We start from the raw sequence: 26,942 nt of genomic DNA on the forward strand, positions 1-26,942 counted from the left end.
GATTGTCTGATAAATTGTTAAAGAGCAGTTGCGACGCGCTTCAGCGCTCTGTCGCGAGGTGGCGTATATTACGCTTTCCTCTTTCAGAGTCAACCCTGATTTTCAGGATTTTTTCTCTTCAACCGACCGGGTTGTTTGTGAAGTGATTCACATCCGCCGTGTCGATGGAGGCGCATTATAGGGGGCCTCCGGGGAATGACAAGCGGAAATATGCATTTTTATTTCAACCGCTCATCTTTTCACCAAAAAGCCTATTTTTGGTGCTTTTTGATCGCTTCAGGCAGATCGGCCAGGCTATTAATCACCCAATCCGCTGCAGTCTCTGCTTCTGGCGTCACGGGTTTGCCGGTGCGAACTAATACTTTGGTACCCACACCCGCCGCGGTTGCCGCCTGCATATCTTCCATTTTATCGCCCACCATAAAAGAAGCGGCCATATCAATATGCAAAAATTCCTGCGCCGAGATAAACATCCCCGGGTGCGGCTTACGGCAATCACAGGTCTGGCGATACTCTTCTACCGTTCCCTGCGGGTGATGAGGACAATAATAGATGCCATCAAGATCAACACCGCGGTCGGCAAGAGACCAGTCCATCCATTCCGTCAGCGTTTCGAATTGCGCTTCGGTAAATTTGCCACGCGCGATACCAGACTGGTTGGTGACAACCACCAGCGCATAGCCCATCTCTTTTAGCTGGCGCATGGCATCGATAACGCCTTCGATAAATTCGAACTCGTCAATCTCGTGAACATAACCGTGATCCACATTAATAGTGCCATCACGATCGAGAAAAATTGCGGGTACTGATTTTGCCACCGGTTTGCTCCTGAAAAAGGCGTGTTCAGCTAGTATCTCATGAATCGCAGCGCAATAAAGTGCTCATCGCACAGAGTTGGATTGATTTAGACGTCTGGATGCCTTAACATCCGTTTTGTTTACGGGCATCACCCGTATCTGGCAGACGAAAATGCCACGGCTAACTTACATACGATAAAAATAATCTAATGATTAAACTTTCCAATATCACCAAAGTGTTCCAGCAGGGGAACCGAACCATTCAGGCGCTGAACAATGTCAGCCTGCATGTTCCTGCTGGTCAGATTTATGGCGTCATTGGCGCATCGGGTGCAGGTAAAAGTACACTGATCCGTTGTGTTAACCTGCTTGAGCGCCCAACCCAGGGCAGCGTAGAAGTTGGCGGACAAGAACTGACCGCGCTCTCAGAAAAAGAACTGACCAAAGCGCGTCGCCAGATTGGCATGATCTTCCAGCACTTTAACCTGCTGGCGTCACGCACGGTGTTCGGCAACGTCGCCTTACCGCTGGAGCTCGACAACACGCCTAAAGATGAGGTTAAGCGTCGCGTAACTGAGCTGCTTGATCTCGTGGGTCTGGGTGATAAACATGATAGCTACCCGGCCAATCTGTCTGGCGGACAAAAACAGCGTGTAGCCATTGCCCGTGCGCTGGCAAGCAATCCCAAAGTGCTGCTGTGCGATGAAGCCACCAGCGCATTAGACCCGGCCACCACCCGTTCTATTCTGGAACTGCTGAAAGACATTAACCGTCGTCTCGGCCTGACGATCCTCCTTATTACCCACGAGATGGATGTCGTGAAACGCATCTGTGACTGTGTTGCCGTGATCAGCAACGGTGAACTGATTGAGCAGGACACGGTAAGTGAAGTGTTTTCACATCCTAAGACCCCGCTGGCGCAGCAATTTATTCAGTCCACACTGCATCTGGATATTCCGGAAGATTATCTGGAGCGTTTGAAAACCGAACCCACGACGGACAGCGTCCCGATGCTGCGAATGGAGTTCACCGGTCAGTCCGTTGATGCCCCGCTGCTTTCCGAAACCGCGCGCCGCTTCAATGTGAACAACAACATCATCAGCGCGCAGATGGATTACGCCGGTGGCGTGAAGTTCGGCATCATGCTGACGGAAATGCACGGCACACAAGAAGAAACCCAGGCGGCAATTGCCTGGCTGCAAGAACATCACGTAAAAATAGAGGTACTGGGTTATGTCTGAGCCGATGATGTGGCTGCTGGTTCGCGGCGTTTGGGAAACGCTGGCAATGACCTTTGTATCCGGTTTCTTTGGTTTTGTGATTGGCCTGCCGGTCGGCGTACTGCTGTATGTGACGCGTCCGGGTCAAATCATTGAGAACGCGAAGTTGTACCGTACGCTCTCTGCGCTGGTGAACATCTTCCGTTCTATCCCGTTTATTATTCTGCTGGTATGGATGATTCCATTCACTCGCGTGATTGTCGGCACCTCTATTGGTCTGCAGGCGGCCATTGTTCCCCTGACGGTCGGCGCCGCACCGTTTATCGCGCGTATGGTGGAAAACGCCCTGCTTGAAATTCCAACCGGGTTGATCGAAGCTTCCCGCGCAATGGGCGCCACGCCGATGCAGATCGTACGCAAGGTTCTGCTGCCGGAAGCACTGCCAGGCCTGGTGAATGCGGCAACCATTACGCTTATCACCCTGGTCGGTTATTCCGCGATGGGCGGTGCCGTTGGCGCTGGCGGTTTAGGCCAGATTGGTTACCAGTACGGCTATATTGGTTATAACGCTACCGTAATGAATACCGTTCTGGTATTGCTGGTTGTACTGGTTTATCTCATCCAGTTCTCTGGCGATCGCATCGTCCGGGCTGTTACGCACAAATAACGTTACACACAACACAAACTCGACGAGTTAAGGATAAAAACATGGCGTTTAAATTAAAGACCTTTGCTGCAGCAGGCGCGCTGATCGGCTCTCTGGCACTGGTGGGTTGTGGTCAGGACGAAAAAGATCCCAACCACATTAAAGTGGGCGTTATCGTGGGTGCAGAACAGCAGGTTGCTGAAACCGCTCAGAAAGTGGCAAAAGAGAAGTATGGCCTTGATGTTGAGCTGGTGACCTTCAACGATTACGTTCTGCCGAACGAAGCGCTGAGCAAAGGCGATATTGACGCCAACGCCTTCCAGCACAAACCGTACCTGGATCAGCAGATTAAGGATCGCGGCTACAAACTGGTTGCGGTGGGTAACACCTTCGTTTACCCAATCGCGGGCTACTCCAAGAAGATTAAATCGCTGGACGAACTGCAGCCAGGCTCTCAGGTTGCTGTGCCAAACGATCCAACTAACCTGGGCCGCTCCCTGCTGCTGCTGCAGAAAGTGGGCCTGATTAAACTGAAAGACGGCGTTGGCCTGCTGCCGACCGTTCTCGACGTGACCGAGAACCCGAAAAATCTGAAAATTGTTGAGCTGGAAGCGCCACAGCTGCCACGCTCTCTGGACGATGCGCAGATCGCCCTGGCTGTTATCAACACTACCTACGCCAGCCAGATTGGCCTGACCCCGGCAAAAGACGGCATCTTTGTTGAAGACAAAGATTCCCCGTACGTTAACCTGATCGTGACCCGTGAAGACAACAAAGACGCGGAAAACGTGAAGAAATTCGTTCAGGCTTATCAGTCTGAAGAAGTTTACCAGGAAGCCAACAAAGTGTTTAACGGCGGCGCGGTTAAAGGCTGGTAATCTGACCTCAGTGTAATATCATCAAGACGGGCTTCTGCCCGTCTTGTCATTTGTGCAGTCAACTGATTCAATATCTGACGTTTTGATTATCCACTGAGGAATTATTATGCGTGCTTTACCGATCTGTCTTTTAGCACTGATGCTGAGCGGCTGTTCTATGCTAAGCAGATCTCCAGTTGAACCCGTTCAAAGCACTGCAACCCCGCCAAAAGCAGAGCCCGTTAAACCTAAAGCGCCTCGCCCTGCGCCGGTACGTATCATTACCAAAGCCGACGACCTCGTGGGCAAGCCTTTCCGTGAGCTCGGTGAGGTGAGCGGTGAATCCTGTCAGGCTACCAATCAGGACTCCCCACCCAACATTCCGACAGCCCGTAAACGTATGCAGATCAACGCGGCCAAAATGAAAGCTAACGCGGTACTGTTGCACAGCTGTGAAGTCACCAGCGGGACACCCGGCTGCTATCGTCAGGCGGTGTGTATTGGTTCGGCGCTGACCATTTCGGCGAAATGAGTGCCTTTCATTTCGAACAGATAGGCGTTATCCGCTCTCCTTACAAAGAGAAGTTTGCCGTGCCACGCCAGCCGGGTCTGGTCACCAGCGGCAGCGGTGAACTTCACTTGATTGCGCCCTATAATCAGGCCGATGCGGTGCGCGGGCTTGAGGCGTTCAGCCATTTATGGGTTGTTTTTGTGTTTCACCAGACGATGGACGGTGGCTGGCGTCCTACGGTGCGCCCTCCTCGTCTGGGCGGAAATGCCCGGATGGGGGTATTCGCGACTCGCTCAACCTTTCGTCCAAACCCGATCGGCATGTCGCTGGTTGAACTGAAAGGAATACGCTGTCAGAAAGATCAGGTGATACTGGAGTTAGGCAGCCTTGACCTGGTTGATGGCACCCCGGTTATCGACATTAAACCCTATCTGCCTTTTGCCGAAGCGTTGCCAGATGCCCGGGCCAGCTACGCCCAGCAAGCACCGCAGGCGGATATGCCTGTTCACTTTACGCCAGAACTGCTTACGCAAATTGGCCAACTGGAAAAGCGCTATCCCCGTTTGCGGGACTTTATCGTAGACGTTCTGGCGCAGGATCCGCGTCCAGCCTACCGTAAAGAAGAGGAAGCCGGGAAAACCTACGCCGTCTGGCTGCTGGATTTTAATGTCCGCTGGCGCGTGACAGAGACCGGTTTTGAAGTGTTTGCCCTGGAACCCAGGTAATTTTCTTCTCCTCTCTTTTGGCATCTTTGCCACACTGGTAAACTAAACCACTTTTTTTGTGTCAGGCTGGCGTTTCAGCCTGTTCCAATCGTCGAAATGGAACCGTAACAACATGCGTACTAGCCAATATCTGCTCTCCACACTGAAGGAGACACCTGCCGACGCCGAAGTCATCAGCCATCAGCTGATGCTGCGCGCCGGGATGATCCGCAAGCTGGCCTCCGGGTTGTACACCTGGCTGCCGACCGGCGTGCGCGTCCTGAAAAAAGTCGAAAACATCGTGCGTGAAGAGATGAATAACGCCGGTGCTATCGAGGTGTCCATGCCCGTGGTTCAGCCCGCTGACCTGTGGCAGGAGAGTGGCCGTTGGGAGCAATATGGCCCTGAACTGCTGCGCTTCGTTGACCGTGGCGAGCGTCCGTTCGTCCTCGGCCCAACGCATGAAGAAGTGATCACCGATCTGATTCGCAATGAGCTGAGCTCTTACAAACAGCTGCCGCTGAACTTCTTCCAGATCCAGACCAAGTTCCGTGACGAAGTTCGCCCACGTTTCGGCGTTATGCGTTCTCGCGAATTCCTGATGAAAGATGCTTACTCTTTCCATACTTCTCAGGAATCTCTGCAAGAGACCTACGACAAAATGTACGAGGCTTACAGCAAAATCTTCTCCCGCATGGGTCTGGATTTCCGTGCTGTGCAGGCCGATACCGGCTCTATCGGTGGTAGCGCGTCCCATGAGTTCCAGGTTCTGGCGCAGAGCGGTGAAGACGATGTGATCTTCTCTGACTCCTCTGACTACGCGGCAAACATTGAATTTGCTGAAGCAGTGGCACCAAAAGAACCACGCGGCGCGGCAACCCAGGAAATGACGCTGGTTGACACGCCAAATGCCAAAACCATTGCCGAGCTGGTTGAGCAGTTTGCGCTGCCGATCGAAAAAACCGTTAAAACGCTGCTGGTGAAATCCACAGAAGGCAGTGCATACCCGCTGGTTGCCCTGCTGGTACGCGGTGATCACGAGCTGAACGAAGTGAAAGCTGAGAAGCTGCCACAGGTTGCCAGCCCACTGACCTTCGCAACGGAAGCAGAAATCCGCGCCGTCGTAAACGCAGGCCCAGGCTCTCTGGGTCCGGTGAATATGCCTGTGCCTGTTGTGATTGACCGCACGGTTGCGGCGATGAGCGACTTCGCTGCAGGCGCTAACATTGATGGTAAACACTACTTTGGCATCAACTGGGATCGCGATGTGGCAACGCCAGAAGTGGCGGATATTCGCAACGTTGTTGCAGGCGATCCAAGCCCGGATGGCCAGGGCACCCTGATGATTAAACGCGGCATCGAAGTGGGCCATATCTTCCAGCTGGGCGATAAATATTCCCGTGCGCTGAACGCTGCCGTTCAGGGTGAAGATGGCCGTAACCAGATCCTGACCATGGGTTGCTACGGTATCGGGGTCACGCGCGTGGTGGCTGCGGCGATTGAGCAGAACTACGACGAGCGTGGCATTGTCTGGCCGGATAACATCGCGCCGTTCCAGGTGGCGATCCTGCCAATGAACATGCACAAGTCTTACCGTGTGCAGGAGCTGGCTGAGAAACTGTACGCAGAGCTGCGCGCGCAGGGTATCGAAGTGCTGATGGACGACCGTAAAGAACGTCCGGGCGTGATGTTTGCTGATATGGAACTGATTGGTATTCCTCATACCATCGTTATCGGTGACCGTAACCTCGACAGCGACGAGATTGAATATAAATACCGTCGTAGCGGCGAAAAACAGATGATCAAGACCGGTGATATCCTTGATTACCTGGTAAAAGCCATCAAAGGTTAAATAAAAAAACCCCGCTCAGGCGGGGTTTTTTCATGGCGCAAAGCCAGCGTTATTTACTGTTACAGTCTTTGCCTGCCGCGAACTTCGCATCTTTATCTGCCACAAGAGTTTTCACCAACTCGCCGCTATCCGGGTTTGGCTCCAGCGTAAAGTGACCGTCGACCGTCAATAATACCGGCTTACTGTCATTTCCGCGTGCGACCGCATAATCTCGTTCCAGCTGGGCATTGTTCGCCACGCTCACTTTCTTACCCGTTGCGCAATCTGTAAAGATGGCCGCATCAGCCATGTAGAAATACATGCCCCGCATCGGCATCGGCGTGGCCGGCAGCGCCGCTTTCACCGGAGCCAGCGTGTAGTTGAACTGGGATTCAATCGGGTTGCCTTCACGGTCGAGCATCTCCATCCCCTCGCCTTTGGCGCGGAAATACGTTTTCTCACCGCTCGTATCGGTCAACACCAGCTTCTCGGCCGTGCGTGCCCATGTCCCGTAAGTCGCAAAAGAGGAGGGTTCTTTCGCGCCCTGATACCGCTGATTCATGACCCACGTACCGTCTTTTTGCAGGAACAGCGACGTCTCAATACCTTCACAGTCGGCACAAGGCAGTACGCCGCGCCAGCTCTGCTGCATTGGCTTTAACTCTTCATTCTGCGTGGGCTGCAGGACCTGCGTTTCCGAACGGTTGTTACATCCGAAAAGCGCAAAGAGCGTACTCACTGCCAACGCTGACCATAATGCTTTTTTCACAATGAATTCCTTATGAAATAGTGTTCCTTTTCGTCAATCCAAAGGGCGACGAACTTTACCGCGTAGTGCTTTCACTGTGGATTTCTGAGCCTTTGACGACAACCGACGCTCTTTCGATGCGCGGGTTGGCCGCGTTGCCCGACGGCTTTTTTGCACCGCAGTTAATTCTTTTATCACCGCCACCAGTCTGGCAATTGCCGCTTCCCGGTTTAACTCCTGGCTACGGTACTCCTGCGCCTTGATCACAATGACACCGTCGCTGGTGATCAGATGATGGCTGGCAGCGAGCAGACTTTCCTTATAATACTCTGGCAGGCTTGAGGCCCGAATGTCAAAGCGCAAATGGATAGCGGTTGAAGCCTTGTTAACGTGCTGTCCCCCCGCCCCCTGCGCACGGATGGCGGTGATCTCCAGCTCATTGTCCGGGATGCTGACGTTTCGGGACAACACGATCATGAAGCAGGCTGCCACGCCGTCAGATGAATTTCCAGATTATTCTGAGAGTCAGAAAGCCAGATTGCGCCGTCCTGGATCGTCGCCTGCAGAGTCATCGTCCGGCTGGCGAATTCGCTCAGCTGCGCCAGTTGTTCATCATCCAGATACCAGACCGTGAGGTTTTTAAACTGACCGCACTTGCTCTTGTTTTGCTGCCACCAGATTTCCGCAGCGCGTTGGTTGTACGCGAATAGCGCCACTTCCGCAGACTGGGTACACGCCTTTTTGAGGCGGCGCTCATCCGGCAGACCAAGTTCAATCCATAAATCGATACCCAGATGATCGTTACGCAGCCAGGCTTCCGGCTCGTCTTCTGCGCTTAAGCCACGGGTAAACTGCAGACGCTCGTCGGCATATTTAATCCACGCCAGCAGGCGCAGCATCATGCGCTCCTGGGTTTCAGAGGGGTGACGCGCCAGCGTCAGTGACGCATCCAGAAACTGGTTGCGGTCAAGGTCAGCCACATTGACCACCGCTTTATAAATTGTCGCTTTCAGCGCCATGGGAGAACTCCTTTCGAATCAGGCGCACATTGTAGCGAAAACAGCGGCAAAAGGCTGTTACGCCGAGATGAATACGGCGCCATCAAGGCTCTGATATTGCTTAAATGAGTATGGTATAGTCACCTTGCTAAACCGAGTTTATCTTCGTAGGCTTAATGATATCTCACAGTAAGTCAGTGCGCTGGCGGGAGGGGATGTGAATAATTATTGTGAGCTAATTCGCAAACGGTATGCGGAAATCGCCAGCGGAGATCTGGGATATGTCCCGGATGCGTTGGGCTGTGTATTGAAAGTGCTTAATGAAGTGGCCTCTGATGAGAGCCTTTCAGAATCGGTCAGGGAAAAAGCAGCGTATGCTGCGGCGAATTTACTGGTGAGCGATTATGTCGATGAATGATACTTATCAACCCATCAATTGTGATGACTATGACAACCTCGAACTCGCCTGCCAGCATCATTTAATACTGACGCTGGAGTTAAAAGATGGCGAAGTGTTGAAGGCGAAAGCCAGCGACCTGGTTTCACGTAAGAATGTGGAATATCTGATAGTGGAAGACGCCGGTGCGACGCGTGAGCTACGCCTGGACAAAATTGCCAGCTTCAGCCACCCGCAAATCGGCACCGTCGTGGTGAGCGAATCCTGATGACACTAACGGGCAGCCTGGCTGCCCGTTACGTTTTCCACTCCAGACTCACGCCCGATTCTGCCCAGCCCTCTTCTGTAATGAATACCCCTGCCGCCGCAATCAGTGTTTCACCGTAAAAAAGTAACGGCGTGGTATCGCGCAACCAGGGCGGCACATTGCACTCCTGCCAGATTTTTTTGAGCTTCCTTCCACCGTTACGTCCGACAATGTGCAGCATACCGCTGGCCTTAAAGCGCACGGTGACCGGTTCTTCGGCTTTCGGTAAACGCACATGGCCTGGCGTCTCCAGAGACAAGCTTCCCATATCCCAGGGCAACAGCAGCGGTTTCGCAGGCGATGGCCAGCCGAGCACCACATCTGCAAGCGAGGGGGCCGATTTCACCCACCACAGCTGGCCTTTATAGCGCCTGACGTCAAAACCGTTCAGGTGCACGCACGGCGTTGCATCCTCCCGCGCCTGGGCGACTTCGTCCCAGATACGTCCCAGCATGGCACGCGATGGCATCGTTGCACGGTGAGAGGCCAGCCAACGGCGCAGCAGCGCGGCCCGACGAACCGGACTCATCGCCTCCAGCGGTGCGATCGCCAACGCCCCGTTTACCGAAATCAGTTCAGCCAGTTCTTCACTCAGCAGTTCATCCAGCAGGCTCTCCTGTTCGGCACACAGCAGGGCGCTTCGTGCTGTTGCGTCTGCAAAGTGCGGCCAGCGTGCGGTCAGTAACGGCAAAACACGCAGACGCAGGAAATTACGATCGTAGCCATCGTCCTGATTGCTCTCATCTTCAATCCAGCTCAGCTGATATTGCTGCGCCCAGGCTTCCAGCGATGCGCGCGACTCGCCAAGCAGCGGACGCAATAATTGCGTCCCGGCAAAATCAGAGCGTTCAGGCATGGCGGAGAGCCCCGCCGGGCCACTTCCCCGTTTTAACGCCAGCAAGAAGGTTTCGCACTGGTCGTCAAGGTGCTGTGCCGTGACCAGCGCTTCGCCGGGTTGTAATGCCGCGGTAAATGCGGCATAGCGCGCTTTACGCGCGTGCGCTTCAATACCGAGCCCTTCATCTCTGAGCACCACCCGTTTAATCTCAAGCGGGATCGCCCAGGCCGAGCACACCGCTTCACAGTGCGCAACCCAGGCGTCGGCATGAGGACTCAGCCCATGATGGATATGCATCGCCCGGAGCTGAACGTCAGGCTGTTGATCGCGCCAGAGTTTGAGGCGATGGAGCAACACCGTGGAATCCAGGCCACCGCTAAATCCCACCAGCAGCTGGCGGTACGGTGAAACGGCTTGCGCAATAGCGGGTAGGGTCATAGAGAATTACACATAAAAAATGCCCGAACAGAGCGGGCATTATCACACAGGATGGCGCTTACTGCTGGTAAAGCTCCAGCGGAAGACCGTCCGGATCGTTGAAAAAAGTAAAACGCTTGTCGGTAAACGGATCGACACGAATCGCTTCGCACTTCACGCCATGCTCTTCAAGATGTTTTACCGCACGGTCAAGATCATCCACGCTAAAAGCCAGATGGCGCAGGCCGCAGGCTTCCGGACGGGACGGACGCGCAGGTGGGAAAGGAAAAGAGAAAAGTTCAATGACATACTGCCCGTTTAACGCCAGATCGCCTTTCCAGGAGTCGCGCTCCACACGATAGGCCTCGCTTAACAGCGTAAAGCCCAGAATGTCGCAATAAAAGGCCTTACTTTTGGCGTAATCGGTGGCAATGATCGCAATATGATGAACCTGTTTTAAACCCAGCATAGCTTCTCCTTTTTATGATGCCTGAACGTTACAACCGAAAACCCGCCCCTGGCAAGCAGCCACCTTTATTTTAGGACTCGCACCCAGTAAACCCCATTTTCATCACGTTTCGCACCGTGGATATCCGTCTCGAAGCCCGGGTAGTGACGCCCCACAGAACAGAGCATCAGCAGAAAATCGAGCACCGCACGGCTCTCTTCGGTGATCATCTCTCCCGGCATCAGCAGCGGTACGCCCGGTGGATAAGGCAGGATCATATTGGCCGAGACGCGTCCCACCAGATTTTCCAGCTCAACGGTTTCTACCTCCCCTTTCACCTGTCGCTGCCAGGCTTTGTGCGGCGTCAGTTTCATCTCAGGCAAGACGTCAAACGCCTGCAGCATCAGGCGCGGCAGATCGTGCTGGCGGATCAGTTTGTGGATCCCCTGGGCCAGATCCTGTATACGCATATTGCGATAAAAATCAGGATCCTCCGCATAGAGATCCGGCAGCATGTTCTTCACGCGCAGGTTCAGATCGTACGCACGCTTAAACTCCATCAGCCCACGTAGCAAACCCATCGCGCGGGTTTTATCAATCCCAATGCTGAACAGGAACAACAGGTTATACGGTCCGGTTTTCTCCACCACCACGCCGCGCTCATCAAGGAATTTCGCCACCAGCGCGGCCGGAATACCTTCGTCGCTCATGTTACCCTGTTCATCCATGCCCGGCGTCAGGATGGTCACTTTTACCGGGTCGAGGAACATGTGGTCGGCATCGGCATCACGGAAGCCGTGCCACTCTTCACCCGGCGCGACCGGCCAGCACTCCGCCTCGTCAATCTCTTCCGGCTGCCAGATATCAAAGAACCAGCCCTCAGCCTCATCTTTTAACCGCTGAACCTCTTTGCGGAAATGCAGCGCGCGCTCTACAGAGCGATTGATAAGACGTTTACCCGGATTGCCGCGCAGCATCGCCGCAGCCGTTTCAATGGAGGCCACCAGCGGATAACTTGGTGAGGTGGTGGTGTGCATCATAAACGCTTCGTTAAACGTCTCTTCGTCGTACTCACCTTTGATATGGATAAGCGAGGCCTGGGAAAACGCAGCCAGCATTTTGTGAGTCGATTGCGTTTCGAAAAACACTTTGCCCGGCACACGTTCGCCACTCATCCCGCTTTTACCCGCGTAGATGGGGTGGAAATTGGTATAAGGCACCCACGCGGAATCAAAGTGGATCGAGGGGACATCCAGCGTCTGTTTGATCCAGTTGGTGTTATACAGCAATCCGTCATAGGTGGAGTTGGTGATCACCGCATGGATCGGCCAGCTTGCGCCGGGGATCGCCGCCACCTTATTTTCTATGGCTGAATGGGTGAATTCACGGCGCGGAATTCCCCCCAGGATCCCCAGCGCGTTACGCGTGGGTGACAGCCAGAGCGGCACGACATCGCTCATCATCAGCAGATGCGCCAGCGACTTATGGCAGTTACGGTCGATGAGTAACGTACTTCCGGCCGGGGCGGCATACATGCCGACGATTTTGTTTGACGTCGACGTACCGTTGGTCACCATATAGCTCTGCTCGGCCCCAAAGGTGCGGGCAATGTACTCTTCGGCTTCCAGATGTGGACCGGTGTGATCCAGCAATGAGCCAAGCTCGGTAACCGAAATCGACACATCCGCTTTCAGGGTGTTGCCGCCGAAGAAATCATAAAACAGACAGCCAACCGGGCTTTTTTGATAAGCCGTCCCCGCCATATGACCAGGCGTGCAAAAGGTGTACTTTCCTTCCTTCACATAGGTAAACAGCGCCCGGGTAAACGGCGGCGTGATGTTATCCAGATACTCGCCGGTATATTGCTGAATGCGGGCCGCAATATCTTCGGCCACGCCGAGTGAGTATTCGAAAAACCACAGCGCCATCCGCATATCCTGGGCACTGACGTCCATGGTCGAGTGAGTATTGATAAACGCATACAGCGGGAGATATTCATTCAGTTTGTTGATATCGCTGCACAGCTCCAGGTCGTACTCATCCCAGTCGAAGATCACGCCACAGATCCGCGGGTTGTGCTCAATGAACTTCAGCAGGTCAGCGCTGTTGTGCGGCCAGATCAGCTGATAGCCACGTGACTGCAGGGCCTGCTCCAGCTCCTTGATGGGCTCATCTTTATAAAAGACGCCGTGTGGCCCCATAATGGCAATAATATTCACGGGCTTCCTCCTTAAAAAACATTAGCTAAGCATAGCCAGGGTAAACCGCAGGTATAAAAAAAGCCGCAACAGTGTGCGGCTTTTCAGATAATTGTGAAGCTTACGCGTAACCGTAGGTCATCAGACGCTGGTAACGACGATTGAGCAGGTCTTCTTTGCTCAGCACATCCAGGTCCGCCAGATCGGCCAGCAGCTGCGCTTTCAGGGAAGCGGCCATCACTTCCGGCTTACGATGCGCACCACCCAGAGGTTCAGGGATGACGGTATCGATCAGCTTAAGCTCTTTCAGGCGTGGGGCAATGATGCCCATCGCTTCTGCAGCCAGAGGCGCTTTATCGGCGCTCTTCCACAGAATAGAGGCACACCCTTCCGGAGAGATAACGGAATAGGTGCTGTACTGCAGCATATTCACTTTATCGCCCACGCCAATCGCCAGCGCGCCACCGGAACCACCTTCACCGATGACGGTACAGATGACAGGCACCTTCAGGCGAGACATCTCACGCAGGTTACGTGCGATGGCTTCAGACTGACCGCGCTCTTCCGCGCCCACGCCAGGGTAAGCACCCGGAGTGTCGATAAAGGTGATGATGGGCATATTGAAACGCTCAGCCATCTCCATCAGACGCAGGGCTTTACGGTAGCCTTCTGGTGCCGGCATACCAAAGTTACGACGGATCTTCTCTTTGGTTTCACGGCCTTTCTGATGGCCAATGATCATCACCGGACGTCCATCCAGACGAGCGATACCGCCGACGATAGCTTTATCGTCAGCGTAAGCGCGGTCGCCTGCCAGTTCGTCAAATTCGTCAAACGCCAGGCGGACATAATCCAGGGTGTACGGACGCTGTGGGTGACGCGCCAACTGGGCGATCTGCCATGCGCCGAGATCGGCAAAGATTTTGCGCGTCAGTTCTACGCTTTTCTCACGCAGACGATGCACTTCTTCGTCGATGTTAATATCCAGTTTTTCATCCTGACGGCTTACCGCTGTCAGAGAATCGATTTTCGCTTCCAGCTCAGCAATCGGCTGTTCGAAATCAAGGAAATTCAGACTCATAGTATTCCTGTATTAGTCAAACTCCAGTTCCACCTGCTCCGAACCAATGAGGCCACGGAGATCGTTCAGTAAACGATCGCTCGGAGAGACACGCCACGTTGCACCAAAGCGCAACCGCGCACGTGCATCCGCCCTCTGATAGTAGAGATGTACTGGAATTGTCCCCGAGCGGTGGGGTTCCAGAGACTGACGGAGTCGGTTTAAAAGCTGGTCATCAATTTGCCTGTCCGTCAGCGAGATAGCAAGCCCGCGAGCATATTTTTCCCGGGCTTCGTCAATGTCCATCACTTCGCGGGCGGTCATTTTAAGCCCCCCGCTGAAGTCATCAAAGCTGACCTGTCCGCTGACGATAAGTATGCGGTCTTTTTCCAGCAATTGCTGGTATTTATCCAGCGCGTCGGTGAATAACATCACCTCCAGACGCCCGGAACGGTCATCCAGGGTACAGATGCCGATACGATTGCCGCGCTTGGTGACCATAACCCTTGCAGCAATCACGAGCCCCGCAGCCGTGGTGATTTTACCACGTTCTGTCGGATGCATGTCTTTCAGCCTGTAGCCTCCGACATAGCGCTCAATTTCTTTGATGTACTGATTGATCGGGTGCCCCGTCAGGTACAAGCCTAACGTTTCACGCTCACCATCCAGCACCACCTGTTCTGGCCACGGCAGACAGCTGGCGTAAGACTGCTCGATCTGCTCTGGCTCTTCCGCCAGCACGCCGAACATGTCCGCCTGGCCAATGGCTTCCGCTTTTGCGTGCTGATCCGCGGCTTTCAGCGCGTCGCCAAGCGAGTTCATCAGCGCGGCGCGGTGCGGCCCCAGCCTGTCGAACGCACCGGACATGATCAGTTTTTCCAGCACGCGGCGGTTCAGTTTTTTGGTATCGGTGCGGGCGCACAGATCAAACAGCTCGCGGAAATAACCACCGTTATTACGCGCTTCGATGATTGCCTCAATCGGCCCTTCACCTACGCCTTTGATCGCGCCGATCCCGTACACAATCTCCCCGTCGTCGTTAACGTGGAAATGGTAAAGACCCGAGTTAATGTCCGGCGGCAGGATCTTCAGTCCCATGCGCCAGCACTCATCCACCAGGCCAACCACCTTCTCGGTGTTATCCATATCGGCGGTCATTACCGCCGCCATAAATTCAGCGGGATAGTGCGCCTTCAGCCACAGGGTTTGATACGACACCAAAGCATAGGCGGCAGAGTGCGATTTGTTAAATCCGTACCCGGCGAATTTCTCCACCAGGTCAAAGATTTTCATTGCCAGTTCGCCGTCAATGCCGTTTTTCTTCGCGCCATCTTCAAAAATAGAGCGCTGCTTGGCCATCTCCTCCGGCTTTTTCTTACCCATAGCACGACGCAGCATATCCGCGCCGCCGAGGGTATAGCCGGAGAGCACCTGAGCAATCTGCATGACCTGTTCCTGATACAGGATGATGCCGTAGGTTGGCTCCAGTACCGGCTTCAGGCTTTCGTGCTGCCACTGAACGTCCGGGTAGGAAATCTCTTCCCGACCATGCTTACGGTCGATAAAGTTATCTACCATCCCCGACTGCAGCGGTCCCGGACGGAACAGCGCCACCAGTGCGATCATATCTTCGAAGCAGTCAGGCTGCAGACGTTTAATCAGATCTTTCATGCCACGGGATTCAAGCTGGAAGACCGCGGTGGTCTCCGAGCGCTGCAGCATGTCGAAACTTTTCTTGTCATCCAGCGGGATGGCCGCGATATCCAGCGGCGGCTCGCCGTTCTTCTCGCGGCGGGCGTTGATCATCTCCAGCGCCCAGTTGATGATGGTAAGCGTACGCAGACCGAGGAAGTCGAACTTCACCAGCCCGGCGTATTCAACGTCGTTCTTATCAAACTGGGTAACCGGGTGCTGCCCCGCTTCGTCACAATAGAGCGGCGCAAAGTCGGTAATTTTGGTCGGGGCGATAACCACACCACCCGCGTGTTTACCGGCGTTACGCGTGACGCCTTCCAGCTTACGCGCCATGTCAATCAGCGCTTTGACTTCTTCGTCAGCTTCGTAGATTTCCGGCAGCTGCGGCTCGGCTTCAAACGCTTTTGCCAGCGTCATCCCCGGATCGGGCGGCACCAGCTTAGAGATGCGATCGACGAAGCCGTACGGATGCCCCAGCACGCGGCCCACGTCGCGGATAACCGCTTTCGCCGCCATCGTACCGAAGGTAATGATCTGCGATACCGCGTCACGGCCATACATATCCGCCACGTGCTCAATAACCTGGTCACGTTTTTCCATACAGAAGTCGACGTCGAAGTCGGGCATGGAAACACGTTCCGGGTTAAGGAAACGTTCGAACAGCAGGTCAAATTCCAGCGGGTCGAGGTCAGTGATCTTAAGCGCATAGGCCACCAGTGACCCGGCACCGGAACCACGTCCTGGACCAACCGGCACGCCGTTATCCTTCGACCACTGGATAAACTCCATTACGATCAGGAAGTAGCCCGGGAAGCCCATCTGGTTGATAACCTGAAGTTCGATATCCAGGCGCTCGTCATACTCCGGACGACGTTTTTTACGCTCTTCTTCATCCGGGAAAAGGAATTCAAGACGTTCTTCCAGACCTTCTTTGGATTTCATGACCAGGAAGTCTTCCGTGGTCATTTCCCCGGTCGGGAACTGCGGCAGGAAATACTCACCCAAACGCACGGTAACGTTACAGCGCTTGGCGATTTCAACGCTGTTTTCCAGCGCTTCCGGGATGTCAGAGAAGAGTTCACACATCTCCTCTTCGCTGCGCATATACTGCTGAGCAGAATAATTACGCGGGCGCTTGGGATCGTCGAGGGTGAAGCCATCATGGATTGCCACGCGAATCTCGTGAGCGTCGAAATCCCCGGCCTCAAGGAAGCGTACATCGTTGGTTGCCACCACGGGCAGCCCGCGCGCTTCCGCAAGCGCCACAGCGGCATGGAGATAACTCTCTTCATCCGGGCGACCGGTGCGGATCAGCTCCAGATAATAACGATCCGGGAAGTACTCTTCATAGAATGATACGCACTGATCCACCAGCGCACTATTGCCGCGCAGCAGGCATTTACCCACATCACCCATGCGGCCGCCGGAGATCAGCAATAACCCTTCGTTCAGCTCCGCCAGCCAGTCCCGGTCAATCCATGGCCCCAGGGCGCCGTAGCCTCGCTGGTAGGCTTTGGAGATAAGCAGGGTGAGATTCTGATAACCCGTGTTGTTCATCGCTAACACGGAAATTTGCGTCATTTCGTCGCCGAGCAGTTCGCTCTGCACATGAAAATCAGCTCCGACGATGGGTTTCATCCCCGCGCCATGCGCCGTTCCGTAGAACTTCACCAGACCACACAGGTTGGTAAAATCGGTGATCGCCAGCGCAGGCATACCCAGTGAGGCCGCCTTTTTTACCAGCGGCCCGGTTTTCGCCAGCCCATCGATCATGGAGTAGTCGCTATGCACCCGCAGGTGTACGAAACGTGGTTCAGCCATCTTCAGATTCCGCGTTACTTAATTGCTTGCGTATTGATTCAGGACACCAGTCCCAGCGCGCGTTTCACCGGGCCAAAACTGCGCCGGTGATGCTCGGTTGCGCCATGTTCAGCCAGCTTTTCCAGGTGGAAGGCTGTAGGATACCCTTTATGCTGAGCGAAGCCATACTGAGGGTAAGTGAGATCCAGCGCGGCCATTTCAGCATCGCGAGTCACTTTGGCAATAATAGAAGCCGCACTGATTTCCGCGACCCGGCTATCCCCTTTTACTACCGCCATGGAAGGCACTGGTAATGCAGGGCAACGGTTGCCGTCAATAAGAACATACTCCGGGGCAATTTTCAGCCCCGCCACCGCACGCTGCATCGCCAGCATTGTGGCATGCAGGATGTTTAGCTCGTCAATTTCATGCGGCTCAGCACGCCCAAGGCTACAGGCTAATGCTTTTTCCTGAATCTCATCAAATAACGCCAGTCGGCGCTTTTCTGAAAGCTTTTTGGAGTCATTCAACCCGATAATCGGACGGGCAGGATCGAGGATCACCGCCGCGGTCACGACAGCGCCCACTAACGGGCCACGGCCCACTTCGTCCACACCCGCAACAAGGTGGGTGTGAGGATAAATAAATTCCATCATCTTGCTAACTCCAGCACCGCATCAGCCGCTTGCTCATCGGCATTACAGCGGATCTGCTGATGCAGTTCGCGGAACGTATCATGCATCTGGTGGCTGGTCTTGCCGTTGGCAAGCAGCGGTAGCAGCGCATCGGCCAGCGCCTGAGGCTGACATTCGTCCTGCAGAAGCTCTTTCACCAGTTCACGCCCGGCGAGCAGGTTTGGCAGCGAAACGTACTCCGTCTTCACCAGGCGTTTGGCCAGCCAGAAGGTGAACGGTTTCATGCGATAGCCTACCACCATCGGACATTTCGCCAGCATGCACTCCAGGGCTGCCGTACCGGAGGCCAGCAGCGCGGCATCGCTCGCGACCATCGCCTCACGGCCTTTTCCATCCAGCAGATGGATGTGAAGATCCGGTGCAACCTCGGCTTTGATACGCTCAAACTGCTCGCGGCGCTTGGCGTTCACCAGCGGCACAACCACTTCGAGATCGGGATAGGTATCGCGCAGAATTTGCGCGGTTTTCAGGAAGTCCGCGCTAAGCATCTCTACTTCTGCGCCACGGCTACCCGGCAGAAGAGCCAGACAGTGCGCATCGTGAGGGATCCCCAGCACGTCACGCGCTGCGTTTTTATCCGGATCCAGCGGCATCGCATCCGCCATGGTATGCCCGATAAAACGGCACGGAACGTTAAATTTGTCGTAAAACGCTTTTTCGAAAGGCAGGAAAGCCAGCACCAGATTGGTTGACCGTCCGATTTTGAAAACGCGTTTCTGTCGCCACGCCCAGACGGACGGACTGACGTAGTGAATTGTTTTAATGCCCTGCTTTTTCAGATTCCCTTCGAGGGTAATGTTGAAGTCAGGCGCATCAATACCGACAAAGACATCGGGTTTGAGCTCGGTGAAGCGGCGGGTAAGATCGGCGCGGATATGCAGCAGACGACGCAGTCGCCCCAGCACCTCAACAATGCCCATCACGGCCAGCTCTTCCATTTCGTACCAGGCTTCGCAGCCTTCAGCCTGCATTAGCGGGCCTGCAACGCCAACAAAGCGAGCATCAGGTACGCGAGCCTTAAGCGCGCGGATAAGACCGGCACCAAGAATATCGCCGGAGGTTTCTCCGGCGACCAGGGCTATCGTAAGCGGACGACTGTCGACCATTAACGAATCAGACCCCTTGTGGAACGGTCAAAGAATTCCATGAACGCGTTCACTTCAGGGTGCTTTTCCGCCAGTTCGGCAATTTCCGGCTTCGCCTCTTCCAGCGTTTTGCCGCTACGGTACAGTAACTTATACGCGTTGCGGATAGCCGTAATCGCTTCGCGACTAAAGCCACGACGCTTGAGGCCTTCGATGTTCACGCCGAATGGCGTGGCATGGTTGCCCTGCGCAATTACATACGGTGGGACGTCCTGCGCCACACCGGAGCATCCGCCGACCATCACGTGTGCACCAATGATGCAGAACTGATGGACTGCGGTCATACCGCCAATAATTGCGAAATCATCAACCGATACGTGTCCTGCCAGCGTTGCGTTGTTGGCAAGAATACAGCGGTCACCTACGGTACAGTCGTGCGCAATGTGCGCATTAACCATAAACAGGTTATCGCTGCCCACCTTCGTCAACCCACCACCCTGTACTGTTCCACGATGAATGGTGACGCTTTCGCGGATACGGTTACGATCGCCAATTTCCAGACGGGTCGACTCACCAGCATATTTTAAATCCTGGTTAACTTCGCCGATGGAGGCGAACTGATAGATCTCATTGTTGCTGCCAATGGTCGTATGACCATTCACGACAACGTGAGATTTCAGTACTGTACCCTCACCAATTTCGACATGGGGACCAACAATACAGAACGGGCCAATGTGGACATTAGCACCAATAATGGCGCCGGTTTCCACAATAGCGGTAGGATGAATAAAGGCAGATTTATCAATCACGTATCAGGACTCCCGGCTACGAGCACACATCATCGTCGCTTCGCAAACAACTTTGCCGTCAACCAGCGCTACGCCTTTAAAGCGAGTCAGGCCACGACGCGTTTTTTCAAAAGTGACTTCCATGATCATCTGATCACCAGGCACGACAGGACGCTTGAAGCGCGCTTCATCGATACCCGCGAAGTAGTACAGTTCACCCGGCTCCAGTTTGCCTACGCTTTTAAACGCAAGAATACCGGTAGCTTGTGCCATCGCTTCCAGGATCAACACACCCGGGAAGATGGGTTTACCAGGGAAGTGCCCCTGGAAGAATGGCTCGTTAACGGAGACATTTTTCACTGCGCGCAGAAAACGACCTTCTTCAAAATCCAGCACACGGTCTACCAGCAAAAACGGGTAACGGTGCGGCAGAAGTTCTAAAATCTCTTCAATATGCAGAGTATGAGTGTCGGTAGTCAAAATACTCTTCCTGTCAAAATGTACTGATTAGCAATAATAACACGGCCTGCCGGTTTAAAAGAAAGCCGACAGGCCGGGAAATTAAGCGTTAAAAAGATGAACGCTTAGTCTTGTTGATCGATCTTACGCTCAAGGGACTTGAGTCGCTTGCTCATATCATCAATATTCATCACCAGAGCTGCTGTTTTACGCCATACCTTGTTAGGTTGCAGCGGGATGCCTGAGGAATAGACGCCTGGCTCAGTGATAGGACGCATTACCATGCCCATTCCCGTCACGGTGACCTTGTCGCATATTTCCATATGACCATTGATCACGCTGGCACCGCCAATCATGCAGTAACGGCCAATTTTCAGACTGCCTGCCATGATGACGCCACCTGCAACCGCGGTATTGTCGCCAATCACAACGTTATGCGCAATCTGGCACTGATTATCGATAATAACACCATTGCCGATAATGGTGTCGTCAAGCGCACCACGGTCAATGGTGGTGCAGGCTCCGATCTCAACGCGATCGCCAATGATAACGCGACCAAGTTGTGGGATCTTAACCCAATTACCACGATCGTTAGCGTAGCCAAAACCGTCAGAACCAATCACTGTGCTGGACTGAACGAGGCAATTTTCGCCAATTTCAACTTCGTGGTAGACGGACACATTGGCCCACAAACGGGTCCCGGCGCCGATTTTTGTGTTTTTCCCAACGAAGCAGCCCGGGCCGATGACGACGTTATCACCCAGTACGACGCCAGACTCGATCACGGCATTTGCGCCGACTGCTACGTTGTTACCCAGCTGAGCCGTCGGATCGATTGCTGCACTGGCAGCAATGTTTTGCGCCGGCTGCGGCGTGGTATCAAGAATTTGTGCCATGCGAGCATACGTCAGGTAGGGATTTTTCACTACCAGTGCCGCACCAGTGGCAAACGGAAGATCGTCCTGCGTCAGAACAACAGCCGACGCCTGGCATTGAGCCAGATGTTCACGGTACTTAGGGCTTACCATGAAGGTAATATTGCCAGCTTTAGCAGATTGCATGGACGCAACAGCGGTGATGACGATATCGCCATCACCGTGTAATTCTGCATCCAACTGCTGAGCTAAATCAGCCAGTCGAATTGAAGGCATTACTTATTTAACCTGTTTCAGAACATCAGCGGTGATGTCTTTAACATCGCTGCTGTTGAAAGCAACGGCGTTCGCATCAACAACCAGATCGATGTTCTGATCGGCAGCAACTGCTTTAACAGCAGTCTGAATGCGAGTCACCAGCTTGCCACGCTCTTCGTTAGAACGACGCTGACGATCCTGCTCGAAAGCCTGCGCTTTCTGGGAGAACGTCTGGCGCTGAGCCATTACGTCTTTTTCCAGTTTGCTGCGCTCGCTTGATTTCATGGTAGAACCATCACGCTGCAGACGCTGCATTTTGGACTGAAGATCGTTTTCCATACCCTGCAGTTCGCTTGCACGGCCTTTGAATTCGTTTTCCAGAGTCGCAGAAACGCCAGTTTTCTGTGCAACCTGCTGGAACAAATTACCCATGTTGACGATTGCAATTTTGTCTGCTGCCTGAGCAGAAGTTGCCATCGCTAAACCGAGACCTGCAGCTAATAACCACTTTTTCACAATTAACTCCTTACCATCCCATTGGCACCAGAAGGTACCGTTCTTTGCGTGGCAAGGCGATCGTTTTACCGATCGCCGGTTGTCAGCGCTACACTGCCAACGCATTCCTTTGCAGCGGAGAATTACCAGGTTTTACCAATGTTAAACTGGAATTGCTCCGACTTATCTCCATCATATTTCTTAAACGGCTGGGCGTAAGAGAAGACCAACGGCCCCAGCGGTGACATCCATTGTAATGCGATACCTGCAGACATGCGAATATTGCCCGGATCGCTGTAGTCTGGAACACCTGCCGCACGCATCTGGGCAGTGTTCTCCCAGTTGGTATCCCACACGGTACCGGCATCCCAGAAGAAGGACGTACGGACTGAGTTGGCGTATTTATCACTGATGAATGGCGTTGGCGTGATGAACTCAAGGCTCGCCACGGCCATGGCGTTACCGCCTACCGCATCATCAGAGCTACAAACCTGTTTTGGATCCCGGCTTGCGCAGTTATCTTCGTCATTACCGCCGTAATAAACCGCTTTCGGACCAATGTTATTGGACTGGAAGCCACGAACGGTACTGGAACCACCGGCGTAGAAGTTCTCATAGAACGGCATCTCTTTGCCGCCTAAACCATCGCCATAGCCCCAACGGGTACGACCCAGAACCACCCACTTATGATCGTCATCGATCGGGAAGTACGAGGCAGTATCGAGCGTTAACTTGTAGAACTCGTTATCAGAACCAGGAATAGTCACTTTACCATTCAGGTTGACACGAGAACCTTCCGTTGGGAAGTAACCACGGTCAAGGCGGTTATACGTCCAACCGTAGTTGAAGGTGAAGTCATCCGCCGCAAAACCGTTGTTATCGCTGGAGGTGCTCGCCGACTGGCCGATAGAGTCGAGATAACGCCACATTGCCACCTGCGGTTGCATATTGGACAGGTCGTTATGCACGTAACCTAAGCCCGCACGCAGGGTGTTGTATTCGTTAACCGGGAATCCAAGCGTACCGTCTACACCGTAGCTCTTGTTGGTGTACGAGGACAGATCCGCGTCGTCTGCTTTAAAGTCGTTATAGAAGATACGACCACCCAGGCTCACACCGTCAACGGTGAAGTATGGGTTAGTGACAGAGAACTCAGAGTAGGTCTGGTAGTCGTTTTTGGTACCGTTGATACCCACCGAGTAACCCGTACCCAGCCAGTTATCCTGCTGAACGCCAACCTGGAAGCTCACGCCGCTTTCAGTACCGTAGCCCACACCGAAGTTAAAGCTACCGGTATTACGCTCTTTCACTTTGTACACGACATCAACCTGGTCCGGGCTGCCCGGCACACGCTGGGTATCGGTATCAACTGTCTCAAAATAGCCCAGACGGTTCAGACGCTCTTTACCCTGGTCAACGAGGTCGCTACCCAACCATGCCCCTTCCATCTGGCGCATTTCGCGACGCAGAACGGAATCTTTGGAGGTGTCGTTACCTTCGAAGCGGATCTTACGCACGTAGAAACGGTTGCCTGCATCAACGTTAACGTGAAGCTTAACGGTTTTATCCGCGTCGTTGATTTCCGGCTGAGTTTGCACACGCGGATAGGCATAACCATAACGGCCGAGCAGCTTTTTAATGCCGTCTTCCATTTTGGTTACTTTAGAACCGCTGTACAGATCGCCTGGCTGAATTTTGGTCAGCGATTCGATCTCGGCAGAATGCCCCGCCAGGTTGCCACTTACTTCAACACCCGAAAGCTTGTACTGATCGCCTTCTGTGATGTTAATCGTAATGTAGATCCCTTTCTTGTCCGGGGTCAGACTCACCTGAGTCGAGTCGATGTTGAAACGGGCATAACCGCGATCCAGATAGTAGCTGCGCAGGGTTTCGAGGTCGCCCGCCAGTTTCTGTTTCTGGTATTTGCGATCGCCCACCACGTTCCACCACGGCACTTCGTCACGCAGCTGGAAGGTGGAGATCAGTTCGTCGGTAGTAAACGCGTGGTTCCCGACGATGTTGATCTGTTGGATCTTTGCCGAGACGCCTTCCTGGAAGACCAGCTTCAGGTCAACACGGTTACGCGGCAGCGGAGTCACCACCGCTTTCACGCTGGCGCTGTACTTACCGACGCTGTAATAGAAATCTTCCAGACCTTTTTCAATGTCTGAAAGGGTGGTGCGGTCCAGAGATTCCCCCACACGAACACCGGATGCTTCAAGGTTCTGCTTGAGCATGTCATCTTTCACCGACTTGTTACCGGAGAAAGTGATACTGGCGATCGTTGGACGTTCTTTTACCTGAACCAGCAGCGTATCACCATCGCGCAGGACGCGGACATCCTCAAAGTTGCCGGTGGCAAACAGAGCACGGATGGTGTTACTGATGTCATCATCATTAACCGTATCGCCGGGGCGCACAGGCATACTGAGGAGGGCCGCACCAACGGCGACACGCTGAAGGCCTTCGAAATGAATGTCTTTCACTACGAACCCGTCAGCACCGTATACGGTGGCGCTGCTAAACAGCAGCGACGCTATGAGCAACTTTTTCATCGCCATCGTTATTATGCGTTCTTCCTAACTAACTCTCTTACAACCGAGAGAAATCATTGAAAAGTGCAAGCCCCATTAACAGCACCAGCAAAATCGAGCCAATGCGATAACTAAAGTCTTGAACTCGCTCGGATACCGGCCCGCCTTTTAGCTTTTCAATCGCTAAAAACAGCAGATGACCCCCGTCTAAAACGGGAAGCGGGAACAGGTTGATGATCCCAAGGTTCACGCTAATGAGCGCGAGAAACATGAGATAGTAAATCACCCCGAACTCCGCTGACATCCCAGCCCCCTGAGCTATCGAAATTGGCCCACTGAGGTTGTTCAGTTTCACATCACCGGTTATCAATTTCCCCAACATGTTTACCGTCAGCTTCATCAGTTGCCATGTTTTATCCGTGGCTTCAAGGATGGCGCTAAACGGCCCATACTGGCGTATTGTCTTGTACTCATCAGGCAGCGGGATCACTTTAGGCACAACGCCTGCAAACCCTTCTGCCTTTTTGCCGACCGATTTGCTATCCGGGATCAGCGTCAGCGAGAGTGGACTACCCTGCCTTTCAACTTCCAGCGCGAGCGACGTACCCGGATTATCGCGCACCAGAGTAACAAAGGTCATCCACTGTGTTAATGGCTGACCATCGACTTTAACGATCCTGTCGCCAGCTTGCAAACCCGCTTTGCTCGCCGCCGAATTTGCCTGAACTTCGGCTAATATCGGTTCGATCTGCGCACCACGTGGGCGAATCCCCAGCGCAGAGACGGGATCTTCTTTGTCTGGCTCGAAACTCCAGTGACGCAAATCCAGCACTTTATTCTGTCGCTGGTCAGAACCAAACGGTGACACGCTGACCGTGGTCTGCTCATCACCGATTTTGGCTACCAGTTGCAGTCGCACGGCATCCCAATCAGGGGTTTCGATACCATCAATCGCTTTAAGTTCCATCCCCGGCGTAATTTGCGCACTCGCCGCGATGGAATTGGGGGCGATTTCACCGACAACCGGACGCACGCCCGGAACGCCGATGATAAACACCAGCCAGTAAGCGAAGATAGCAAAGATGAAATTGGCTACCGGTCCGGCAGCAATGATGGCGGCACGTTGTCCAACGGTTTTGTTGTTAAACGCGCTGTGCCGAAGCTCAGGGGCCACAGGCTCAACACGTTCGTCGAGCATTTTGACGTAGCCACCGAGTGGAATAAGGGCGATGACAAATTCCGTGCCGTGACGGTCGGTGCGCGTCCAGAGCGATTTGCCAAAACCGATGGAGAACCGCTCTACGCGCACACCGCAACGGCGAGCAACCCAGAAATGGCCAAATTCATGCACGGTAATCAGTACACCCAGTGCAACAATGAACGCCGCCAGATTCCAGAGAATGCTCAGCATAAAACCTTCCGTTAAATCGTCCCGAATACCAGTAAAAGCAGACAAGCAAACACGGGAACAGCCGCTGTCAGGCTGTCAATGCGATCCAGTATCCCGCCATGCCCTGGAATCAGGTGTCCGCTGTCCTTAATCCCTGCTTCTCGCTTGAACATACTTTCGGTTAAATCACCGAGTACCGAGGCCAGCGCGGCAAAAATCGAACACACCAGCAGTATTGACGGTGCAATGTCCAGATTCGCCCAGACGCCATAGCCCCAGGAGATAATCGCTGCCGTAAACAGGCCGCCGATGAATCCTTGCCAGGTTTTACCAGGCGACACCTTCGGAGCCAGTTTATGTTTGCCGAACAGTTTACCAAACATATAGGCCCCAGAGTCAGCCCCCCAGACCAGAATCATCACATAAAGCAGCCAAATCGCACCGCTGTAGTGGTTTTCGTCGTAGTGCCAGGCGCGCAGAGCCACCATGCCCCAGAAAAAAGGCACGATGGTAAGAAGACCAAATATAAGGCGCAGCACTTTTGAGTTGCGCCATAACGCCGCGGAGCCTGGATAAAAAAGCACCAAAACAAGGGCGGCGATCCACCAGGCCAACGATACCCACAGGGACCCGGCAACCAGTGGTTGGTGAATATCATGGTGATATTCCGGCAAGGTAAACAGCATCAGGGCCAGGATCAAGCCACAGAGTACCGCCAGCCATACCCGCTGACTGCGCGACGTAAAGCCGCTAAACTGTCCCCATTCCCACGCGGCCAGCATACACACCACCAGCGTGACAATAGCAAATCCCACCGGGGGCAGTAAAAACAGCGCCGCAATGACAATGGGTATTAATACAAAAGCGGAAATCAGGCGATACTTCAGCAAA

General features: G+C 53.8%; 26 protein-coding genes. 8 read left to right on the forward strand and 18 right to left on the reverse strand.

The genetic code is table 11. The features are described from left to right. Positions 1 to 251 precede the first annotated feature (251 nt). Positions 252 to 818, reverse strand: a complete 567-nt coding sequence (gene gmhB / locus ACMWKA_RS17610; protein ID WP_097534029.1) for a D-glycero-beta-D-manno-heptose 1,7-bisphosphate 7-phosphatase — start codon at positions 816 to 818, stop codon at positions 252 to 254. 188 nt (positions 819 to 1,006) lie between these two features. On the opposite strand from gmhB, the gene metN reads away from it, so the two are divergent. From metN to proS, 6 genes are all read left to right on the forward strand, one after another. Beyond that, on the forward strand, positions 1,007 to 2,038 hold the full coding sequence (gene metN / locus ACMWKA_RS17615) for a methionine ABC transporter ATP-binding protein MetN (RefSeq protein ID WP_023621751.1): 1,032 nt from the start codon (positions 1,007 to 1,009) through the stop codon (positions 2,036 to 2,038). Next, entirely contained in the window at positions 2,031 to 2,684 is a 654-nt protein-coding gene (locus ACMWKA_RS17620) for a methionine ABC transporter permease MetI (RefSeq protein WP_003856130.1), read from the forward strand. Before metN ends, ACMWKA_RS17620 begins: the two co-directional genes overlap by 8 nt. Before the next feature lie 41 nt (positions 2,685 to 2,725). Next, a complete protein-coding gene (metQ, locus tag ACMWKA_RS17625; RefSeq protein ID WP_013095678.1) occupies positions 2,726 to 3,541 on the forward strand; it encodes a methionine ABC transporter substrate-binding lipoprotein MetQ in 816 nt (271 codons plus the stop codon). Positions 3,542 to 3,647: 106 nt separating this feature from the next. Further along, positions 3,648 to 4,052, forward strand: coding sequence for an Rcs stress response system protein RcsF (rcsF, locus tag ACMWKA_RS17630; protein ID WP_023621752.1), 405 nt, complete (start codon positions 3,648 to 3,650; stop codon positions 4,050 to 4,052). After that, entirely contained in the window at positions 4,049 to 4,756 is a 708-nt protein-coding gene (tsaA, locus tag ACMWKA_RS17635; RefSeq protein WP_020688560.1) for a tRNA (N6-threonylcarbamoyladenosine(37)-N6)-methyltransferase TrmO, read from the forward strand. Before rcsF ends, tsaA begins: the two co-directional genes overlap by 4 nt. 112 nt (positions 4,757 to 4,868) lie before the next feature. Next, positions 4,869 to 6,587, forward strand: coding sequence for a proline--tRNA ligase (proS, locus tag ACMWKA_RS17640; RefSeq protein WP_161657465.1), 1,719 nt, complete (start codon positions 4,869 to 4,871; stop codon positions 6,585 to 6,587). 49 nt (positions 6,588 to 6,636) lie between these two features. Here the strand turns inward: proS and nlpE are convergent, their stop codons facing one another. From nlpE to ACMWKA_RS17655, 3 genes are read right to left on the reverse strand one after another with little or no spacing between them, the layout of a single operon-like run. Further along, positions 6,637 to 7,335, reverse strand: a complete 699-nt coding sequence (nlpE, locus tag ACMWKA_RS17645; RefSeq protein ID WP_013095674.1) for an envelope stress response activation lipoprotein NlpE — start codon at positions 7,333 to 7,335, stop codon at positions 6,637 to 6,639. A 33-nt stretch (positions 7,336 to 7,368) separates the two neighbouring features. After that, a complete protein-coding gene (arfB, locus tag ACMWKA_RS17650; RefSeq protein WP_020688557.1) occupies positions 7,369 to 7,791 on the reverse strand; it encodes an alternative ribosome rescue aminoacyl-tRNA hydrolase ArfB in 423 nt (140 codons plus the stop codon). Beyond that, positions 7,788 to 8,333: a YaeQ family protein gene (locus tag ACMWKA_RS17655; RefSeq protein ID WP_020688556.1), complete on the reverse strand. Its 546-nt coding sequence runs from the start codon at positions 8,331 to 8,333 to the stop codon at positions 7,788 to 7,790. Before ACMWKA_RS17655 ends, arfB begins: the two co-directional genes overlap by 4 nt. Before the next feature lie 196 nt (positions 8,334 to 8,529). On the opposite strand from ACMWKA_RS17655, the gene ACMWKA_RS17660 reads away from it, so the two are divergent. Both ACMWKA_RS17660 and rof read left to right on the forward strand, forming a co-directional pair. Next, positions 8,530 to 8,730 (forward strand): YaeP family protein, encoded by a 201-nt coding sequence (locus tag ACMWKA_RS17660; protein ID WP_008501889.1) that lies wholly within the window; start codon positions 8,530 to 8,532, stop codon positions 8,728 to 8,730. Beyond that, entirely contained in the window at positions 8,717 to 8,977 is a 261-nt protein-coding gene (rof, locus tag ACMWKA_RS17665) for a Rho-binding antiterminator (protein ID WP_014830722.1), read from the forward strand. The genes ACMWKA_RS17660 and rof overlap by 14 nt, the downstream gene beginning before the upstream one ends. Before the next feature lie 28 nt (positions 8,978 to 9,005). Here rof and tilS read toward each other — a convergent pair whose 3' ends face one another. The 14 genes from tilS to cdsA form a co-directional block, all read right to left on the reverse strand. Beyond that, positions 9,006 to 10,292: a tRNA lysidine(34) synthetase TilS gene (tilS, locus tag ACMWKA_RS17670; protein WP_149896556.1), complete on the reverse strand. Its 1,287-nt coding sequence runs from the start codon at positions 10,290 to 10,292 to the stop codon at positions 9,006 to 9,008. A gap of 58 nt (positions 10,293 to 10,350) precedes the next feature. Continuing rightward, a complete protein-coding gene (locus ACMWKA_RS17675; protein WP_013095668.1) occupies positions 10,351 to 10,740 on the reverse strand; it encodes a VOC family protein in 390 nt (129 codons plus the stop codon). A gap of 65 nt (positions 10,741 to 10,805) precedes the next feature. Continuing rightward, positions 10,806 to 12,938, reverse strand: coding sequence for a lysine decarboxylase LdcC (locus ACMWKA_RS17680; RefSeq protein ID WP_029883819.1), 2,133 nt, complete (start codon positions 12,936 to 12,938; stop codon positions 10,806 to 10,808). A gap of 100 nt (positions 12,939 to 13,038) precedes the next feature. Continuing rightward, the gene (gene accA, locus ACMWKA_RS17685) at positions 13,039 to 13,998 is read right to left on the reverse strand and encodes an acetyl-CoA carboxylase carboxyl transferase subunit alpha (protein ID WP_013095666.1); all 960 of its coding nucleotides are present in this window, start codon (positions 13,996 to 13,998) and stop codon (positions 13,039 to 13,041) included. Positions 13,999 to 14,010: 12 nt separating this feature from the next. Continuing rightward, positions 14,011 to 17,493, reverse strand: a complete 3,483-nt coding sequence (gene dnaE / locus ACMWKA_RS17690; protein WP_013095665.1) for a DNA polymerase III subunit alpha — start codon at positions 17,491 to 17,493, stop codon at positions 14,011 to 14,013. 38 nt (positions 17,494 to 17,531) lie between these two features. Then, positions 17,532 to 18,128 carry a ribonuclease HII gene (gene rnhB / locus ACMWKA_RS17695; protein WP_062934898.1) on the reverse strand — a complete coding sequence of 199 codons (597 nt, stop codon included), beginning with the start codon at positions 18,126 to 18,128 and terminating at the stop codon, positions 17,532 to 17,534. After that, positions 18,125 to 19,273 carry a lipid-A-disaccharide synthase gene (lpxB, locus tag ACMWKA_RS17700; protein WP_013095663.1) on the reverse strand — a complete coding sequence of 383 codons (1,149 nt, stop codon included), beginning with the start codon at positions 19,271 to 19,273 and terminating at the stop codon, positions 18,125 to 18,127. Before lpxB ends, rnhB begins: the two co-directional genes overlap by 4 nt. Continuing rightward, positions 19,273 to 20,061 (reverse strand): acyl-ACP--UDP-N-acetylglucosamine O-acyltransferase, encoded by a 789-nt coding sequence (gene lpxA, locus ACMWKA_RS17705; protein ID WP_013095662.1) that lies wholly within the window; start codon positions 20,059 to 20,061, stop codon positions 19,273 to 19,275. The genes lpxB and lpxA overlap by 1 nt, the downstream gene beginning before the upstream one ends. Before the next feature lie 3 nt (positions 20,062 to 20,064). After that, positions 20,065 to 20,520 carry a 3-hydroxyacyl-ACP dehydratase FabZ gene (gene fabZ, locus ACMWKA_RS17710; protein WP_010426706.1) on the reverse strand — a complete coding sequence of 152 codons (456 nt, stop codon included), beginning with the start codon at positions 20,518 to 20,520 and terminating at the stop codon, positions 20,065 to 20,067. A 104-nt stretch (positions 20,521 to 20,624) separates the two neighbouring features. After that, on the reverse strand, positions 20,625 to 21,650 hold the full coding sequence (lpxD, locus tag ACMWKA_RS17715) for a UDP-3-O-(3-hydroxymyristoyl)glucosamine N-acyltransferase (protein WP_013095661.1): 1,026 nt from the start codon (positions 21,648 to 21,650) through the stop codon (positions 20,625 to 20,627). Positions 21,651 to 21,653: 3 nt separating this feature from the next. Next, positions 21,654 to 22,148 (reverse strand): molecular chaperone Skp, encoded by a 495-nt coding sequence (gene skp / locus ACMWKA_RS17720; RefSeq protein WP_013095660.1) that lies wholly within the window; start codon positions 22,146 to 22,148, stop codon positions 21,654 to 21,656. A 122-nt stretch (positions 22,149 to 22,270) separates the two neighbouring features. Next, on the reverse strand, positions 22,271 to 24,688 hold the full coding sequence (bamA, locus tag ACMWKA_RS17725; protein WP_013095659.1) for an outer membrane protein assembly factor BamA: 2,418 nt from the start codon (positions 24,686 to 24,688) through the stop codon (positions 22,271 to 22,273). A gap of 31 nt (positions 24,689 to 24,719) precedes the next feature. Continuing rightward, complete coding sequence (gene rseP / locus ACMWKA_RS17730; RefSeq protein WP_014830712.1) at positions 24,720 to 26,072, reverse strand: sigma E protease regulator RseP; 1,353 nt, start codon at positions 26,070 to 26,072, stop codon at positions 24,720 to 24,722. 11 nt (positions 26,073 to 26,083) lie between these two features. Further along, the gene (cdsA, locus tag ACMWKA_RS17735) at positions 26,084 to 26,941 is read right to left on the reverse strand and encodes a phosphatidate cytidylyltransferase (protein ID WP_013095657.1); all 858 of its coding nucleotides are present in this window, start codon (positions 26,939 to 26,941) and stop codon (positions 26,084 to 26,086) included. Position 26,942: the final 1 nt, after the last annotated feature.

This window comes from Enterobacter sp. 03-F-07-AD-ECC, assembly GCF_047530935.1.
In the GTDB taxonomy this organism is placed as follows: Bacteria; Pseudomonadota; Gammaproteobacteria; order Enterobacterales; family Enterobacteriaceae; genus Enterobacter; species Enterobacter cloacae.

Bases quoted from the DNA above. Each gene is read 5' to 3' on its own strand.
- ACMWKA_RS17655 (WP_020688556.1), bottom strand. From the start codon at position 8,333: ATGGCGCTGAAAGCGACAATTTATAAAGCGGTGGTCAATGTGGCTGAC.
- metN (WP_023621751.1), top strand. From the start codon at position 1,007: ATGATTAAACTTTCCAATATCACCAAAGTGTTCCAGCAGGGGAACCGA.
- lpxB (WP_013095663.1), bottom strand. From the start codon at position 19,273: ATGGTCGACAGTCGTCCGCTTACGATAGCCCTGGTCGCCGGAGAAACC.
- ACMWKA_RS17620 (WP_003856130.1), top strand. From the start codon at position 2,031: ATGTCTGAGCCGATGATGTGGCTGCTGGTTCGCGGCGTTTGGGAAACG.
- rnhB (WP_062934898.1), bottom strand. From the start codon at position 18,128: ATGATGGAATTTATTTATCCTCACACCCACCTTGTTGCGGGTGTGGAC.
- rof (WP_014830722.1), top strand. From the start codon at position 8,717: ATGTCGATGAATGATACTTATCAACCCATCAATTGTGATGACTATGAC.
- ACMWKA_RS17675 (WP_013095668.1), bottom strand. From the start codon at position 10,740: ATGCTGGGTTTAAAACAGGTTCATCATATTGCGATCATTGCCACCGAT.
- tsaA (WP_020688560.1), top strand. From the start codon at position 4,049: ATGAGTGCCTTTCATTTCGAACAGATAGGCGTTATCCGCTCTCCTTAC.
- tilS (WP_149896556.1), bottom strand. From the start codon at position 10,292: ATGACCCTACCCGCTATTGCGCAAGCCGTTTCACCGTACCGCCAGCTG.
- rseP (WP_014830712.1), bottom strand. From the start codon at position 26,072: ATGCTGAGCATTCTCTGGAATCTGGCGGCGTTCATTGTTGCACTGGGT.
- rcsF (WP_023621752.1), top strand. From the start codon at position 3,648: ATGCGTGCTTTACCGATCTGTCTTTTAGCACTGATGCTGAGCGGCTGT.
- dnaE (WP_013095665.1), bottom strand. From the start codon at position 17,493: ATGGCTGAACCACGTTTCGTACACCTGCGGGTGCATAGCGACTACTCC.
- bamA (WP_013095659.1), bottom strand. From the start codon at position 24,688: ATGGCGATGAAAAAGTTGCTCATAGCGTCGCTGCTGTTTAGCAGCGCC.
- arfB (WP_020688557.1), bottom strand. From the start codon at position 7,791: ATGATCGTGTTGTCCCGAAACGTCAGCATCCCGGACAATGAGCTGGAG.
- accA (WP_013095666.1), bottom strand. From the start codon at position 13,998: ATGAGTCTGAATTTCCTTGATTTCGAACAGCCGATTGCTGAGCTGGAA.
- metQ (WP_013095678.1), top strand. From the start codon at position 2,726: ATGGCGTTTAAATTAAAGACCTTTGCTGCAGCAGGCGCGCTGATCGGC.
- proS (WP_161657465.1), top strand. From the start codon at position 4,869: ATGCGTACTAGCCAATATCTGCTCTCCACACTGAAGGAGACACCTGCC.
- lpxD (WP_013095661.1), bottom strand. From the start codon at position 21,650: ATGCCTTCAATTCGACTGGCTGATTTAGCTCAGCAGTTGGATGCAGAA.